The 14,181-nt window shown below is 70.6% G+C and carries 14 protein-coding genes; all 14 read right to left on the reverse strand.

Features of this window, described 5'->3' with window-relative positions:
• Positions 1 to 4: 4 nt before the first annotated feature.
• A complete protein-coding gene (locus tag ABZ318_RS06305; protein WP_356901338.1) occupies positions 5 to 853 on the reverse strand; it encodes an SAM-dependent methyltransferase in 849 nt (282 codons plus the stop codon).
• Complete coding sequence (locus tag ABZ318_RS06310) at positions 850 to 2,142, reverse strand: FAD-dependent monooxygenase (RefSeq protein ID WP_356901339.1); 1,293 nt, start codon at positions 2,140 to 2,142, stop codon at positions 850 to 852. Before ABZ318_RS06310 ends, ABZ318_RS06305 begins: the two co-directional genes overlap by 4 nt.
• 33 nt (positions 2,143 to 2,175) lie before the next feature.
• Positions 2,176 to 3,261: a monodechloroaminopyrrolnitrin synthase PrnB family protein gene (locus ABZ318_RS06315; protein WP_356901340.1), complete on the reverse strand. Its 1,086-nt coding sequence runs from the start codon at positions 3,259 to 3,261 to the stop codon at positions 2,176 to 2,178.
• Between the two features lie 164 nt (positions 3,262 to 3,425).
• Entirely contained in the window at positions 3,426 to 4,739 is a 1,314-nt protein-coding gene (locus ABZ318_RS06320) for an aminotransferase class I/II-fold pyridoxal phosphate-dependent enzyme (RefSeq protein ID WP_356901341.1), read from the reverse strand.
• Positions 4,736 to 5,302: a 4'-phosphopantetheinyl transferase superfamily protein gene (locus ABZ318_RS06325; protein WP_356901342.1), complete on the reverse strand. Its 567-nt coding sequence runs from the start codon at positions 5,300 to 5,302 to the stop codon at positions 4,736 to 4,738. Before ABZ318_RS06325 ends, ABZ318_RS06320 begins: the two co-directional genes overlap by 4 nt.
• 18 nt (positions 5,303 to 5,320) lie before the next feature.
• Positions 5,321 to 5,575, reverse strand: coding sequence for a hypothetical protein (locus ABZ318_RS06330; protein WP_356901343.1), 255 nt, complete (start codon positions 5,573 to 5,575; stop codon positions 5,321 to 5,323).
• Positions 5,568 to 6,434 carry an alpha/beta hydrolase gene (locus tag ABZ318_RS06335; RefSeq protein ID WP_356901344.1) on the reverse strand — a complete coding sequence of 289 codons (867 nt, stop codon included), beginning with the start codon at positions 6,432 to 6,434 and terminating at the stop codon, positions 5,568 to 5,570. The genes ABZ318_RS06330 and ABZ318_RS06335 overlap by 8 nt, the downstream gene beginning before the upstream one ends.
• Positions 6,421 to 7,425: a nitronate monooxygenase gene (locus tag ABZ318_RS06340; protein WP_356901345.1), complete on the reverse strand. Its 1,005-nt coding sequence runs from the start codon at positions 7,423 to 7,425 to the stop codon at positions 6,421 to 6,423. Before ABZ318_RS06340 ends, ABZ318_RS06335 begins: the two co-directional genes overlap by 14 nt.
• Positions 7,425 to 8,255: a hypothetical protein gene (locus ABZ318_RS06345; RefSeq protein ID WP_356901346.1), complete on the reverse strand. Its 831-nt coding sequence runs from the start codon at positions 8,253 to 8,255 to the stop codon at positions 7,425 to 7,427. The genes ABZ318_RS06340 and ABZ318_RS06345 overlap by 1 nt, the downstream gene beginning before the upstream one ends.
• On the reverse strand, positions 8,252 to 8,500 hold the full coding sequence (locus ABZ318_RS06350; protein ID WP_356901347.1) for an acyl carrier protein: 249 nt from the start codon (positions 8,498 to 8,500) through the stop codon (positions 8,252 to 8,254). Before ABZ318_RS06350 ends, ABZ318_RS06345 begins: the two co-directional genes overlap by 4 nt.
• The gene (locus ABZ318_RS06355; protein WP_356901348.1) at positions 8,497 to 9,375 is read right to left on the reverse strand and encodes a diiron oxygenase; all 879 of its coding nucleotides are present in this window, start codon (positions 9,373 to 9,375) and stop codon (positions 8,497 to 8,499) included. Before ABZ318_RS06355 ends, ABZ318_RS06350 begins: the two co-directional genes overlap by 4 nt.
• A gap of 39 nt (positions 9,376 to 9,414) precedes the next feature.
• A complete protein-coding gene (locus ABZ318_RS06360; RefSeq protein ID WP_356901349.1) occupies positions 9,415 to 10,344 on the reverse strand; it encodes a hypothetical protein in 930 nt (309 codons plus the stop codon).
• Positions 10,345 to 10,564: 220 nt separating this feature from the next.
• Positions 10,565 to 12,337 carry a fatty acyl-AMP ligase gene (locus ABZ318_RS06365; RefSeq protein WP_356901350.1) on the reverse strand — a complete coding sequence of 591 codons (1,773 nt, stop codon included), beginning with the start codon at positions 12,335 to 12,337 and terminating at the stop codon, positions 10,565 to 10,567.
• Positions 12,338 to 12,497: 160 nt separating this feature from the next.
• Positions 12,498 to 13,580, reverse strand: coding sequence for an alpha/beta hydrolase (locus tag ABZ318_RS06370; RefSeq protein ID WP_356901351.1), 1,083 nt, complete (start codon positions 13,578 to 13,580; stop codon positions 12,498 to 12,500).
• Positions 13,581 to 14,181 lie beyond the last annotated feature (601 nt).

Genomic DNA, 14,181 nt, shown 5'->3' on the forward strand with positions numbered 1-14,181 from the left:
CACGTCAGACGAGCTGGGCGCGGGCCACCCAGTGGTGGTCGTGGGGCGGGCAGAGCCGCTCGGGCGGAGGCGGCGCCCACGCGCAGTCGCCCGCGGCGAGCCGGCTCAGCGTGTACGCCTCCGACCGCCAGCCGTGCCGGTCGAGGAAGCCGCCGAGGTCGTCGATGCCGAGCCGGAACGCGGACCCCCGGGACTCCATGAACGCCAGGAACCTCGCATTGGCCGGATCCTGGAAGTACGCGGCGTGCGGTGCGTCGACGAGCAGCTGGGAACCGCGACTCGACAGCTTTCCGACGTCGGTGACCAGCCGGGTGAAGTGTTCGACGCGCAGGTACGGAAGCAGTCCCTCGGCGATCCACACCGCGGGTCTGTCCGGTTCGTAGCCCGCGTCCACCAGCCGCTGCGGCCACGTCTCGCCGCGGAGGTCCTCGCTCAGCGCCACCCGACGGCAGGTGAGCCGGTCCGCGACCGGAGCGAGCAGGGTCTCCTTCGCCTCCAGCTGGCCCGGCAGGTCGACCTCGAAGTACCGGGTGCCGGCCGGGAGTCCGAGGCGCCAGGCCCGCGTGTCGCCGCCCGCCGCCAGGCACACCACCTGCGTGATGCCGTCGGCGACGGCCCGACGCAGTGCGAGGTCGCCGAAACGCCCCCGCACGATGACGGAGCCGACCGTGCCGCCCGCGGCCAGCGCCTCCTCCGCCATCCTCCTCGACCGCGGCGTGCACAGCAGTTCGGCGTACTCGTCCGCCAGGTACGGGTCGGGACGGTCGTTCTCCATGGCCCTGATGACGGCGGTGATGAAGCCGGTCTCCTTGACGGCTGCCGCCTCGTCGCTCTGCCGTGCCGTGTCTGTCACTCCGCACTCCCGATGTCGCGCCGCACGGTCGGCCGCCGACGTCGGCCGACAGAGAGAGTGGGCCGCGAGTTGACCCACTCCTGATCGAACTTCCCCGTCTCCGCGTAGCTGCGGGAGATCTCCGCGAGTTCCTCCTCGCTGAAGAAGTCCCCGATGCTTTCGAACCCCCGCGGGGCCCTCTGGTGCGCCAGCGTCAGCATCCTCTCGGGCCCCATGGAGCGGTTGCTCCTCTGCAGTTCCGTCATCTGGGGCAGACGGTCCGCCTCGTACGCGCGCAGGGCGTCGGCCGGGTCGGAGTGCGAGGCGAGGTGCCACGCCAGCACCCGCGCGTCGACGACGGCCTGCGTGGCGCCGTTGGACCCGGCGGGGTACATCGCGTGGGCGGCGTCCCCCAGGAGCGTCACGCCGCCGAACGACCACTGGGGGACGGGGTCCCTGTCGGCCATCGGGTACCGGTGGATCCGTTCGGTGTCCTCGAGCAGGCGGGCCAGGTCCGTGTCCGGCGGTGACCAGTCGCCGAACTCGCGCAGGAGGAGCCTTCGCATCCCGGGGAGGTCCTCCGGGGGAGCGCCGTCGGCGGTGAAGTCCGGTGAGGCGGCGACCCAGTTGACGAGACAGCGGCCCGTCGTCCCGTCCCTGTCGATCGGGTACAGGACGAGCCGCCTCCTGTCGTCCCCCAGGACGACCATGGAACGACCGGTCAGGAACCCGCGGCCCCAGGCCGTCCCCCGGTACATCGTCACGCCGTTGGTCCGGGGCGGGCCCTCGTCCGGGTAGAAGGCGGCGCGCACGGCCGAGTGAATGCCGTCCGCCCCGACGAGGACGTCGGTCTCGACCGTGCGCCGGGCGCCGTCCCCGTACGCGAAGACCCCTCGCGTCCTGCCTCTTCCGTCGTCCAGGCCGACGAGCCGGGCGCCGGTGACGATCGCGCCGTCGCCCAGGCGACGCCGGACCTCCGCCGCCAGGACCGCGACGAGCCGGGAGCGGGACACGGAGAGCTGGGGCCATGTGTGGCCCGCCGACCGTCCTCGGTCCTCCCGCCACACCAGGCGGCCCTGCGGGTTGCACATCACCAGTTCCCGCGTCTGGACCGCCTGGTGCCGCAGCTCTTCCAGCAGCCCGAGTTCCGCCAGCTCACGGACGGCGTTGGGCAGGATGTTCAGGCCGAATCCGAGCGGACGTGGACGGGGAGCGGCCTCGAAGACGGTGACGTCCTCGAAGCCCGCGGCGTGAAGACTCGTCGCGGTGGCCAGTCCGCCGATTCCGGCCCCGACAATCGTGATTCTCATCGCCCTTCCCCACTCCGGGTCGTGACAGTGACCTCACTGCGCGGCGGTCGAGCCGGTCGCGGCCTGGTTCTGCCGGGTGAGGGTGAGGATCTCGTCGAGGAGGTCCGTGCTTCCCCCGCCGCTGCCCAGTTCGTAGAGCCGCAGCTCCTCCTGGTAGGCGCGCCGCGCCATCACCAGATGCTTGCCGCGGAACGAGGCCAGTGTCCTGAGCGCCTCCCGCAACGCCCGCACGCCGGCCTGTACGTGCCGCGTCTCGTCCGGCGAGAGGGAAGCTCCGAGGGCCGCGGCGTAACGGGAGGCCAGGGACGGCACCGCTCTCCATTCCGCGTACCGGTCCCGCCAGTCGGGGAGCGTGTGCGAGGCGAGTTCGTCACAGAACGCCAGGTACTCCTCGCTGCCCCGGTCGGATGCCCACAGCAGTACGTCGACCAGGAAGAGGGGGACATGGGCCGCGGCCGGGCCCATGTACGTGCGGCCCGCCACGCGGACGTCCTCGAAGTACGGGCGGAGCTCGCGGGCGAAGAACTCGTGCGAGACGCCCGCGAGGACGCTCCGCATCGCCGTGTCGACCGCCGCGACTCGGGAGTTGAGGCACGCCCAGTCGTCGGCCTGCTCGGGACTGCGCGGGTCCAGGGCGCACAGGGAGCGGCCGGCGTCGAGGGCGAGCACCAGTTCCGGTACGCAGGTGCGCACGGCGCCGATGAGGCTGCGCTCCATCGGGTGCCCGGTGTAGAGCCGCTCGCGCTCGCCCACGGGGTTCCAGCACGTGTAGTGGTAGACCGTGTCACGGGGGATCAGGCCCGTACGCCGGCCCAGCAGTTCGAACGGCGCGGTGGCGCCCGCGATGACGTCGAAGGCCACCACGCCGTGCCTCCTGAGGCTGCCGAGGTACATGCCCAGGTCGCGCATCGCGGCGAGGCATTCCGGCAGCGTGAAACCGGCGATGCTCTCCGCCGTGGGGAGCGCATCGCCGAGGACCCGCGCCAACGCGTCGACGTCCGCGGATTCGTTCATCTTGGGAAGTTGCCGGAGGTCGTCGTCGAGGTGCAGCGGATCGAGCCGTCTGACCCCCTCGCCGAAGTCCTCGGAAGCGAGGTCTATGTGCGCTCTGGAATGCATCTGAACCAACTTCCGGTGGGATCCCTTGGTCACGTGACGGCGCAGAAGGGGTGCGAGCCGCCCTCCCCTCCCGGCCCGCGACCTCTGTACGCCGCCGGGGCACCGGGCCGAGGAGGACGGCTCGCGGATTCCCGCGCCCGGGCGCACACCGGGCGCGGTCTCTTTCAGACTGCGGCCCGCTCAGTGGCCGATCGCAGGGCCGCGATGATGACGTCACTGGCGAAGTCGATGTCCTGCGGGCTGTGGGCGGCCGTCGCGTTCAGACGCAGGCGGGAGGTACCGGGGGCCACCGCCGGCGGCAGCGCCGAGAGCACGAAGACGCCCTTCTCCTGGCAGAGCCTCGTCCCTTCCAGGGCGACGAAGTCGTCTCCCACGATGACGGGAGTGATCGGCCCCAGGACGTTCGGGACGTTGAAACCCGCGTCCTGCAGACGGCTTCGGAGGTGGTTCGTGTTCCGCTGCAGCAAGGAGCGGCGCTGAGCGCCCTCCTGCTGGAGCACACGCAAGGCGGCAAGGCTGGCGGCAGCTCCCATCGGGGACGACGCGCCGCTGAACATGTACCCCCGCGTGCAGAACCGAAGCGCGGCGATGATCTCTTCCGAACCGGCGACGAAACCACCGGAGGACGGGATGGTCTTGCTGAGGGTGCCCATGACCAGATCGACGCTGCCGGGCAGTCCGAAGTGGTCCTCGACGCCTCCGCCGTTGGGCCCGATCACGCCCAGGCTGTGGGCCTCGTCGACGAAGAGCAGGGCGTCGTAGCGCCGGCACAGTTCGGACGCGCCGGGAAGGTCGAAGACGTCCCCGTCCATACTGAAGATGCCGTCCGCCACGACTATTTTGGTGGCGTCCGCAGGCGCTTGGCGCAGCAGCTCCTCCAGGTGGCCCATGTCGTTGTGGCGGTAGACGCGTACGGTCGCACCGAGGGTCTTGGCCGCCATGCATCCGTCGACGATGCTCGCGTGGTTGAGTTCGTCGGAGAGCACCCAGGTGCCGGGCTTGGCCATCGCGGACAGCACGGAGTAGTTCGTCACGAAGCCCGAGCTGAACACCAGGGCGTCCGCCCTGCCCACCCATGCGGCGACTTCCCGCTCCAGCTCCCGGTGAAGGTCGAGACTGCCCCCCAGGACCCGTGAGCCGAAGCACCCCGTCCCGAGGGAGTCCGCCGCCTCTTTCGCCGCTTCGTTGATCCGTTCGTCGCCGAGCAGACCCAGGTAGTCGTAGGTGGTCAGCACCATTCTCGAGGAGCCGTCACCGAAAGTGGCGTGTACACCGTCGTACTTGGCAACGGTCCCCTCGTACAGGTGACGCAGATCCCCCAGATTGGGCTGGCGTGTCTGCAGGTGGCTGAGCACGCGAGTCACGCTGTTCTGCCTGGCCTCGATCGTCATGGTTCCCTCCGGTTCGGTGGCTTTCTCCATCAATGCGTCTCCTTCATCCGGCGCATGGGCATGTGGGGACGTGTCCGCGCCGTTCACCGCCGGATCGCCACGGCGAACGACAGATCGGCCCAGGAGCCGACCCACACCGCTACCGGCTCGTCGCGGTACGAGGCGACCAGCCCGTCGCCGGACCGGCGCAGCCCGATCCGCCAGAACGTGAAATCGCCGAGCTTTCCCATGCTGCTCAGGGCCTTGAAGGCCGCTTCCTTCGCGGTGAACAGATCCCGCGCGGTGTACCCGCCGGCCGGCGCGAGCAGCGTGCGCCGCTCGTGCTCGGACAGGACGAACGCCGCCATGCGAGGACTGACGGCCGCGCTCTCGATGTCGACGCCGACCGCCTCGGCCCCGGGGACCACCACCGCGACCGCCCGGCGCTCGGTGTGGGAGATGGACCCGGCGAAGCCCCGGGGGAAGCGTGGCCGCCCGTCGGCCTCGCGGGGAACGATCCGGTCGGCCGATCCGGCGGCCGCGAGAGCCTCGGCGGCCGCGCGGCGCCCCGCCGCGGACTGCTGAGCCGGTCCGTAGGGGCGCGCCACCGGGTGGAACGCGACCGACGCCTCGGGACCGACACCCGCCGGCGGTTCCCACGCGACAGCCACCGGACGGCCCCGTGCCCTTCAGTTCCGCAGCGCCAGGACGTGCCGCGCCAGCGAGTCGATCGAGCGCAGCGCCTCCGGTTCGACGTCGTCGTCCCACTCGAACCCGAACGCGTCCTCCATCGCCACCAACAGGCTCACCAGGCCGGTGGAGGGCAGTCCGGCCTCGCGCAGGGAGGCGGAGTCGGGGACGCCGTCGGCGAACCGCTCGCTGCCGAACAGGTCGACCAGCAGTCCGCGGATGCGCTGCCGGATCTCGGCCTCCACGTCAGGCACGCGATTCCACTTCCTCCACGAACGCGCCGACGAGCGCCTCGAAGCCCTCGGGGTCGTCCAGGAACGGCACGTGGCCGGCGTTCGGGATGATCTCGCAGCGCCCGTCGGGGAACAGTGCGGCGACCTCGTGGCCGCGCTGCGGGTTCAGCAGCATGTCGTCGTCCCCGATGACGAGCAGGGTGGGCGCGGTCACGCGGGACAGCAGCGTGGAACTGGGGTCGCCCGTCTGGACGAGGGCCATCCCGTTGGCGAGCTCCTCGGGGGTGGACATCGCCATGAAACTCTCCCGGAGGCCGAGGAATCCCGGCGTGCCGCCTTCCTCGTTCATCTGCCCGCTGATCACCTGGGCGTAGATCTGGGTGTACAGGGCGGCCATGCCGTGGCTCTGCATCAGCAGCAGCCACGAGCGGTTGAACTGCCGGTGGCGCCGCATGCCCTCGAGGCCGAAGACCGGTCCGGCCAGCACCAGGCCCTTGACCCGGTCCGGGTGCGCGAGGGCCACGTCCCTGGCGAGCTGCGAGGAGGAGGACGTGGCGAGCAGGTACGTCGCGTCGACCTCCAGCGCGTCGAGCAGCCCGATCAGGTCCGCCGCGTGCTCTTCCCAGGTCGGCTCCCGGTCGAGCCGTGCGGACGCGCCGTGGTTGGCCAGGTCGTAGCTCACGACGCGGTGGTTCTTCACGAGCGCCTGGGTGTGCGCGCGCCAGAACGGAGCGGTGAGGAAGAAGTTGTTGAGCGTGGTGATGACCGGGCCCTCACCGCTGGACTCGTAGTAGAGCTCGACGCCCTCCCTGGTGCGTATGCGGGGAGTGTCGTCGCGGTACGTCAGGTCGTACGGCTGCTGGGCTTCACTGTCCGACACGGGTTTCCGTCCTTCTCTGAGTTTCTGTGGTCTGCGGACCGTGCAACACGTCCGCGTACGCGGCGACGACGTCGGCCGCCGAGGCTTCGGCGGAGACCGCGGTGCAGGACCGGCCGCAGTACAGCGCCATCTCCTCGATCCGCCCGCTGGTCGCCTCGGTCGGCACCGCCGCGCTGAACCGCGGCACCAGATACGGCTTCCCCTCGACCACCGTTCGGCCGATGAACTTCCTGGGCTGTCCGGGATCGGCGGTCACGGCCGTCGCCAGCACCCGGTGCCTGCGGCCGGGCCACCCGATCTCGTAGACGTCGGTGATCACGGTGTCGCTCGCGTCGGCCGCGGTCACCGCCGACTTGAACCGGCCGTGGGCCCGCGACTCGTGCGCGACGACGAACGCGGTGCCGAGCAGGATGCCGTCGGCTCCGGCGGCGAGGGCCCGCTCGGCCTCGGCCGGCCCGCCGATGCCGCCCGCGGCGGCGAGGCAGGCGTCGGGCAGCCGGTCACGCAGTGCGGCGACCAGCTCGTCCCGCCGCATGGTGCCCAGCAGGTGGCCGCCCGCCTCGATGCCCTGGGCCACCACCACGGCGCCGTGCTCGGCCGCGCGTACCCCGTCCTCGACGGTCCCCACCTGGACCACGAGGTGCCGTCCCGCCGCGGTGACCCGTTGGAACACCGCGTCCTCGGGCATGCCGAACAGGGACACGTACACGTGCCGCGGCGTCTCGGCGAGCACCTGCGCCAGCTGGCGGTCGAACTCCTCGGGCCCGACCACCTCCGGGATCAGGTTCACGCCGACCGGCCGGTCGGTGCCGGCGACCAGTCGTTCCAGTAGGGCCGACAGCGCGTCGCCGACCAGTTTGTACCCGCCCACGCAGCCCGCCGCGCCGGCCCGGGACACCGCGCAGGCGAGTTCCGTGCCCGCGACGCCGCCCATGCCCGACTGGAGTAGGCTCACCTCGGTACCGAGTACCGCCGCCACCGTGGAGCGCATCAGCCGATGCCCTCCAGCGCGGACACCGCCGCGGCGGTGGTGCCGAACCGGTCGGTCAGGGCGTGCACCCAGCGCTCCAGGCCGAAGGCGAGGCAGCTGGTGTGCGCCGTCTCGTCGCCCGCCTGGATCTCGCACCGCTCGCCGAAGAAGTTCCGGTGGTAGTTGACGGAGCCGATCGCCACGCCGTTGACGACGAACTCCTCCTTCACCGGGAACAGCCGCTGCATCTTCGCCTTGCCGCCGTTCTTGTCGAAGAACGGATCGGTGGCGACCTCCAGCTTGAGGTCCAGGCCGAGTTCGGCGCACAGGGCCGTCACCGTGTCCTTGGCGCGGGTCAGGTGGGCCTTCGCGGCCTCCTCCGGCCCGACGCAGACGATCTCCCGCATGGTGAAGCCGAGCAGCCGCCGCAGGCCCTGGTAGTGGTCCTCGTTGCGGAAGCACGTACCGACCGTGGTCCGCAGCGTGCCCTCGGCGGGCAGCGTGGAGCCGGCCAGGTCCAGGTAGATCGAGTAGCACGCCGCCGAGGGCAGCGCGAACGCGGTCGGCTCCATGACCTCGGTGGGCATCAGGTCGACCGGCCGGGAACTCTGCCCCAGGTGGGCGCCGAGGCGCTGGGGATCGAACCGGGTCGCGGTGAAGCCCAGGTGCGGGAAGTTGTCGTAGTAGTCGAAGGTGTCCAGGTCCTGACAGCGCATCAGGAACGGGTACCGGAACTCCGGGGCGCCCCAGTCGCCGGCCCAGCGCAGGACCAGCGCGTCGAACGCCCGCAGCAGTCGCAGCTGGCCTCCGTCGAGAACTCCCAGACCGTTGTCGGTCGCCGCTGTGGTCATCGTGCCACTTCCTTCGTGAAGAACGCCGCCGCGATCGCGTCGAGCGTGCGGAAGTCGTCCAGGTCCACGTCCTCCGGATCGATCGGCTCGCCGGTCAGCTCCTCCAGCAGGAAGATGAACTCGACGAACGCCAGCGAGTTGATGGCCCGGCTGTCGATCAGGTCCAGATCGCTGGGCAGGTCCTCCAGCTTGGGGTTGCGGCTCAGGATGAACTCCCGCACCGCCTGCATCGGTTCGGCCGTCACTTGATCAGTTCCATTCCCACGCCCGCCTTCGACAGGAACTTCCTCGTCCGCTTCAGGATCTGGTCGTGCGCCTCCACCCGGGCCGGGTGCTCCAGCGCACGGCGGCGCAGCGCGAGCGCGTCCGGGATCCCCGCGTCGCGGTAGGCGGCCGGGTTGTAGAGGGTCGCGATGCTGTACTGGAGGTAGTTCTCCAGGTACTCGGCGACCACCGGCACCTCGTCCGGGTCGCGCTTGACCACCTGGCCGAGCAGGTTGGTGAAGATCATCCGGCCGAACGCGACGTGCCGGCTCTCGTCCTGGTGGTGCACCCGGTTGATCTCACGGGCGATGTGCGGCAGCGACTCGTCGGTCGCCATGTACGCGTTGTAGTAGTCGACGATCTCCTCGAAGATCAGGATGCGTGCGAACACGATGAGCTCGCGCGCCACCGGCGACAGGTGCTGCACCGAGTCGGCCTTCAGCGTCGGCTGCGCCGGGTACAGCTTGCCGCCGTAGCGCAGGCAGAACTGCGCGAAGAACCACATGTGCTCGTTTTCCTCACCGATGAAGTGGTGCAGGAACTCCGAGGCGTCCGCATAGGTCTTCTCGTGGATGCGCATCACGACCTCGCTGAGGAGTTCGCGAATTCCATGGATGTTGAGGCTGAAGAAATTGATCGCCTCATAGCGGGTCAGCGCGAGCTGCTGCTCACGCGTGAGCTCGTCCCACATCGGGGTACCCGCCAGCGTGGTGAGGCTCTCGCTCATCCAGGGCATGTCCGGCTCGATCGTGTCAGGCCAGTCGAACATCGTGTACGGGTTGTAATACCCGGATTCGGCCATGCTCTCCAGCCGGTCCAGCTCGAGCACGATCGGTTCGATCTCAGACACCGCCATTTACTCGCCCTTCCGCACAATGATGCAAATAATTCGGCTTCAACGAGCCGATCGGATGTCCGCGCGCACATGGGCCGGCACTGGTGAACCGCATTCGTGGTGACCGAAGGAGGCGTTACCCGAAGCGGTGGACTGAATCACCTTGTTGTACGTCGACCCCAGGCACAGTTCCTGGAAGTCCTTGGTATCCGGAGACAGCCGCGCGGCCAGCTGCGCCTTGGCGATGTCGACGCTCTTGAGGACCCCGTCCTCGTCCTCCACCTCCACGCACGCGTGCGGCAGGTCGAGGGCGCCGCCGAGCACCCCGCAGAACCAGCCCCGCTTCGCCTCGGCCCGGTACCCCGCCTCACGGAACCGCTCGGCCAGCAGCAGGCTCGCGGCGATGCAGCTGGTCGAGCCCAGCTCGTGCACGAGCTTGTAGTCGGCCTGCATGGCGACCGGGATCATCTGCCAGCGGTAGCCGGCATCGAGGTAGTCGTGGGTCAGGGTGCGCAGCTCGGGGGAGACCAGAGGCGTGCGTGCGCCCGTCGTGGTGATCGTCGCCCCGTACTCGGCCGTCCCGGAGCCCGGCTCCGGGGCCGCCCCGCCGGTGATGCTTCCGCCGAAGCGGACGACGTCGGGCGCCTCGAAGCGCCAGGGCGCGGGCCCTTCGCACTCCGGGCACTCCAGGCGGACGCGGAAGTCCCAGGACTTCGGGCGCAGCAGCGGCTCGACCGGACGGCCGGCGAACCGGAACAGCATGCGGAACGTCAATTCCGGCTGCGTGTCCGACTTCTGTGAATACATGCCGAGGTTGTACAGGTCGTTCATGTCGAAATAGCGCACTCCGGCACGTTCCTCGAACGGCAGAGACGCCTCGACCAGCCTGTCGATCTCGGCCGGGCCGCAGCGCAGCAGCTCCTGTGCCACGGTCTCCGACTCGGTCTTCTTCGAATACTCGGCGGGCACGAATTCGATGGAATCCGCCACCTTTTCCCAGGGTGTGCCCGGGACTTCTGTTCGGTCTGACACGGGCTACCCCTCCAGCAAGAAGAAAGCGCCGACGGTTCGGGTCCGCCATGTGCGGACACCCCTGGCTCCTGCCTGAATCCCCGGAACGGGCTCGACGGTACCAGTCTGCAATTGCTCTGCAACAGGCCGATTTCACACGCTCCCCCGTGCGTTTTGCACAGAGAAAATCGACGACCGGCTACGCCTTTCCGGCTGCGGCGCCGACACCCGAGGCCGCGATCCGCAGTTCGCCGTGCTCGTAGCGCCGCTTGCACTCCCTGCGCTGCACCTTGCCGCTCGAGGTCTTCGGCAGCGCCCCGCGCCGTACGACGACGATGTCGTCCGGCGTGATCCGGTGACCGCTCCGTATCGCCTCGTACACCCGCGCCCGCACGGCCGCGGCGCCGGGGGAGTTGAGGAGCCGGCCGTCCGCCTCCACGACCAGCACGAGCCGCTCGGTCACCCCGTCGTCGCAGGAGAAGGCGCTCACGCTGTTCGGGTGCAGACCCGGCACGGCACGTTCGGCGGTCAGCTCGAAGTCCTGCGGGTAGTGGTTCCGGCCCTTGCGGATGATGACGTCCTTCAGGCGGCCGGTGACGTACAGCTCGCCGTCGTGCAGGAAGCCGAGGTCGCCGGTGCGCAGATGAGGCCGGTCGGAGGCCGCGTCCTCACCCACGAGACGTGCCCGGAACGTCTCCTCGGTCTCCTCGGCCCGCCCGAGGTAACCGGCGGCCGTGCAGGGGCCGTCGATCCAGATCTCGCCGACCCGTCCCTCGGGCAGCGCCCGCCGGGTGCCGGGGTCCACGATCCGCACCCGGGTGCGGCCTGCCGTACCGCCGTTGCTGACCAGGGGGACCGCGCCCTCGGTGTCTTCGCCGACGGGCCGCACGACGCCTTCGCCCAGGGCCGCCGCGGAGACCCAGAGCGCGGTGGGCTCCTGGTCCGCGCGGGAGGCGGTGGTCTTGAGCGTGTTCTCCGCCAGACCGTAACCGGGGCTCATGGCACGTGGGTTGAAGCCGTACGGCGCGAACGCGTCGATGAACGACCGGAGGGCGGCCCAGCGCACCGGCTCGGCTCCGTTGGCGGCCGTCCGCCAGCGCGACAGGTCGCCCACGGCGCCGGCCTTGCCCTCCGCGGCGGCCCGCGCGCACAGCTCGTAGGCGAAGCTGGGCGCCGCCGAGTGCGTTCCGCCGAACCGGGCGATGGCTTCGAGCCAGCGTGCCGGGCGGCGGATGAACGCCTCGGGTGCCATCAGATACGCGGGCATGCCGGCCCACAGGGGCATGACGATGCCGAAGAGCATGCCCATGTCGTGGAAGTGGGGCAGCCAGCTGACCACGGTGCCGTCGGGCTCGCACGGGCACGCCTCGTCGGTCTCGGCCGCGTTGGCGAGGAAGTTGGCGTGGGTGACCACCACGCCCTTCGGGTACCCCGTCGAGCCGGACGTGTACTGCAGCAGCGCGGTGTCCCCGGGGCTCGGCAGCGGCGGCTGCGGGGCGTTCGCGTCGTACTCGAGGGTGTCGGTGGCCAGCAGGGTGAGCCCGTCCAGGGCGGGCAGGTCGCCGAACCTCTCCCGGAGGTCGCGGGCGTCCTCGGCGGTGGTCAGCACGGTCGAGGTGCCGGCGTCGTCGGCGATCCGGCGCATCCGGTCCACCTCTTCACGCCGCCGGGGCATCTGGACGGGAGCACCGGCCACCCGCCCGTACATGCACCCCAGGACGGTCCTGACGAACTCCAGGCCCGCGGGGTACATGAGCACGGCGCTGCCGCCGGCGAGGCCGGCGGCGGCGAAGGCGGCGGCCCGCCGACCGGCGATCTCGTGGAGCTCGCGGTAGGCGAGCGTCTCGTGGGGCACCTCGCCGTCGCGCAGATAGACGAAGGCGGTCTCGTCCGGTTGTTTGTCGCTGCACAGCCGCAGGGCGTCGGGAACGGTACGCACGTCTGCGGTCGGCTGCGGTTCGGTGGTGCTCACGTCAGGATCTCCTTGTCGGCCGGTCGTGCACGGAAGAGTTCGGCGGGGAGGCCCGGGGCCGCGGCGCCCGGGGCCTCGAAGGCCGACCGGGCGCGTCGTGGTGCCCGCCGCGCGCGTACGGCGGGCCGCCGGGGCCGGTGTGGTCGAGGAGCGGTCCAGGTCAGGAGTCGGACGGTCCCGGCGGAACGGCGTTGCCGGCCGGGACGGGGGCGTCGGCGGACGGGCTTTCGCCGGGTTCGCCGAGCGGCCTCGGGGCGGGGGCCCCGGAACCGGAGGAGCGCTGGCGGGGGACCCGGCGTGGCTCGTTTCCCCGTCCCGGGGCGTCCGCCGCCGTCGTGAGGGTCCTCTCCAGCGCGTCCAGTACCGCGGTGGTCGCCTCCGCGGCCGCCGGGACGAGGTCGGTCAGGAGCAGGTAGCCGTGCACCAGGCCCGGACCCGGGACGTGTTCCACCGGGACGCCGGCGGCGGCCAGCCGGGCCGCCAGTTCGACCCCCTCGTCGTGCAGCGGATCGAACTCGGCCGTACCGAGCACCGTCGGCGGCAGCCCGTGCAGATCGGCGCGGAGCAGGTCGATCGCCGGGTCGGTGCTGTGCCGCGGATCCTGCACGTACTGCTCGTAGTACCAGCGCAGATCGTCGGCGTCCGTCAGGTAACCCGAGCCGTAGGCGCGGATGGACTCCGACTTCATCTCCGGGTCGGCCGGCGGGTACACGAGCAGCTGCGCGGCGAAGTCGACGTCCCCGTGGTCGCGTTCGTGCAGGGCGATCCCCACGGCCAGACCGGCCCCCGCGCTGTCGCCGGCGATCACGTGCTCGCGGCCGGGGAACGCGGCGGCCGCCCATTCCGCAGCGGCGGTCCCGTCCTGGAGGGGGCCGGGATAGGGATGCTCCGGCGCGCGCCGGTAGTCGGCGGAGACCACGACCGCTCCGAGGGCGGCGGCGACGCGGCGGCAGACCGTGTCGTGGGTGTCGACGTCGCCGACGGTCCAGCCGCCGCCGTGCAGGTACGTCACCAGGCGGCCCCGGTCGGTCACCGGCCGGTACGTCCGCACGCCGAAGCCGCCGTCCACGCCGTCGATCCGCTGATCGGTCACGCCGGCGACGGGTTCCCGGGTGGCGTCACGGCGCGTGTTGGCGGCGCTTTCGGCGTACCTCCGGCGCACCTGGTCGACCGTGAGCGTGCGCGCCGGGGCCTGTGGGTCGCCCGCCTGCCATGTGATCAAGGCGCGGATGAAGCGGTCCATGGGCACGAGACTCTCCTCGGGTCACACCGGCCAGGTAGTCAGCAGACGCTCATCGGACCCCGTGCGATCGGGGCGGCCGCGAAGGCGGGCACGGCGGGCACGGCGGGCGGGCACGGCGCCGTCGCGCGTGACTATTCGCCCGACGCCGTGCGAACGGGCAGAGGATCGCCCGAATACGCCCGAATCAGGTGAGCGGGCGGGACAGTGGCCGATACCGGCACGCTACAACGCCGGCCCCCGTCTCTCGCATATGCAGTTCTCACGACTTGCGGTTAAAACTCCAGCCGCAGTTCGTGATCTTGATGTGTCTTGCTTCCGAGGGCGGCGCATGCGTCCCGTGAGAGTCGGGTGACAATCGGATTGGCCGCTGCTAGCGTGGGCGGCCATTAACGGGTAGAAGATGGGGGAGACATGTTCGCCGAGGTTGTGATCTTCTGTTCGCTCACCGGCCCCGCACTTCTGAGTTGACGTGCGACAGGCGGTCGCGGCGGTAGTCGGTGGCACTTTCGGCAGCTCCAGCTGCCGAGATCTCGTTCCCCACGCCCGAGCGCAAGACTTTCGAAGCGGCATTCGGACTCGTCGCCTCCGCTGAAATCGACAT

It is taken from the genome of Streptomyces sp. NPDC006197 (genome assembly GCF_040613865.1).
Classification (GTDB): domain Bacteria; phylum Actinomycetota; class Actinomycetes; order Streptomycetales; family Streptomycetaceae; genus Streptomyces.

Coding starts and splice junctions, on each gene's coding strand:
- ABZ318_RS06310 (WP_356901339.1), bottom strand. CDS start 2,142: ATGAGAATCACGATTGTCGGGGCCGGAATCGGCGGACTGGCCACCGCG.
- ABZ318_RS06315 (WP_356901340.1), bottom strand. CDS start 3,261: ATGCATTCCAGAGCGCACATAGACCTCGCTTCCGAGGACTTCGGCGAG.
- ABZ318_RS06340 (WP_356901345.1), bottom strand. CDS start 7,425: ATGCGCTCCACGGTGGCGGCGGTACTCGGTACCGAGGTGAGCCTACTC.
- ABZ318_RS06345 (WP_356901346.1), bottom strand. CDS start 8,255: ATGACCACAGCGGCGACCGACAACGGTCTGGGAGTTCTCGACGGAGGC.
- ABZ318_RS06355 (WP_356901348.1), bottom strand. CDS start 9,375: ATGGCGGTGTCTGAGATCGAACCGATCGTGCTCGAGCTGGACCGGCTG.
- ABZ318_RS06370 (WP_356901351.1), bottom strand. CDS start 13,580: ATGGACCGCTTCATCCGCGCCTTGATCACATGGCAGGCGGGCGACCCA.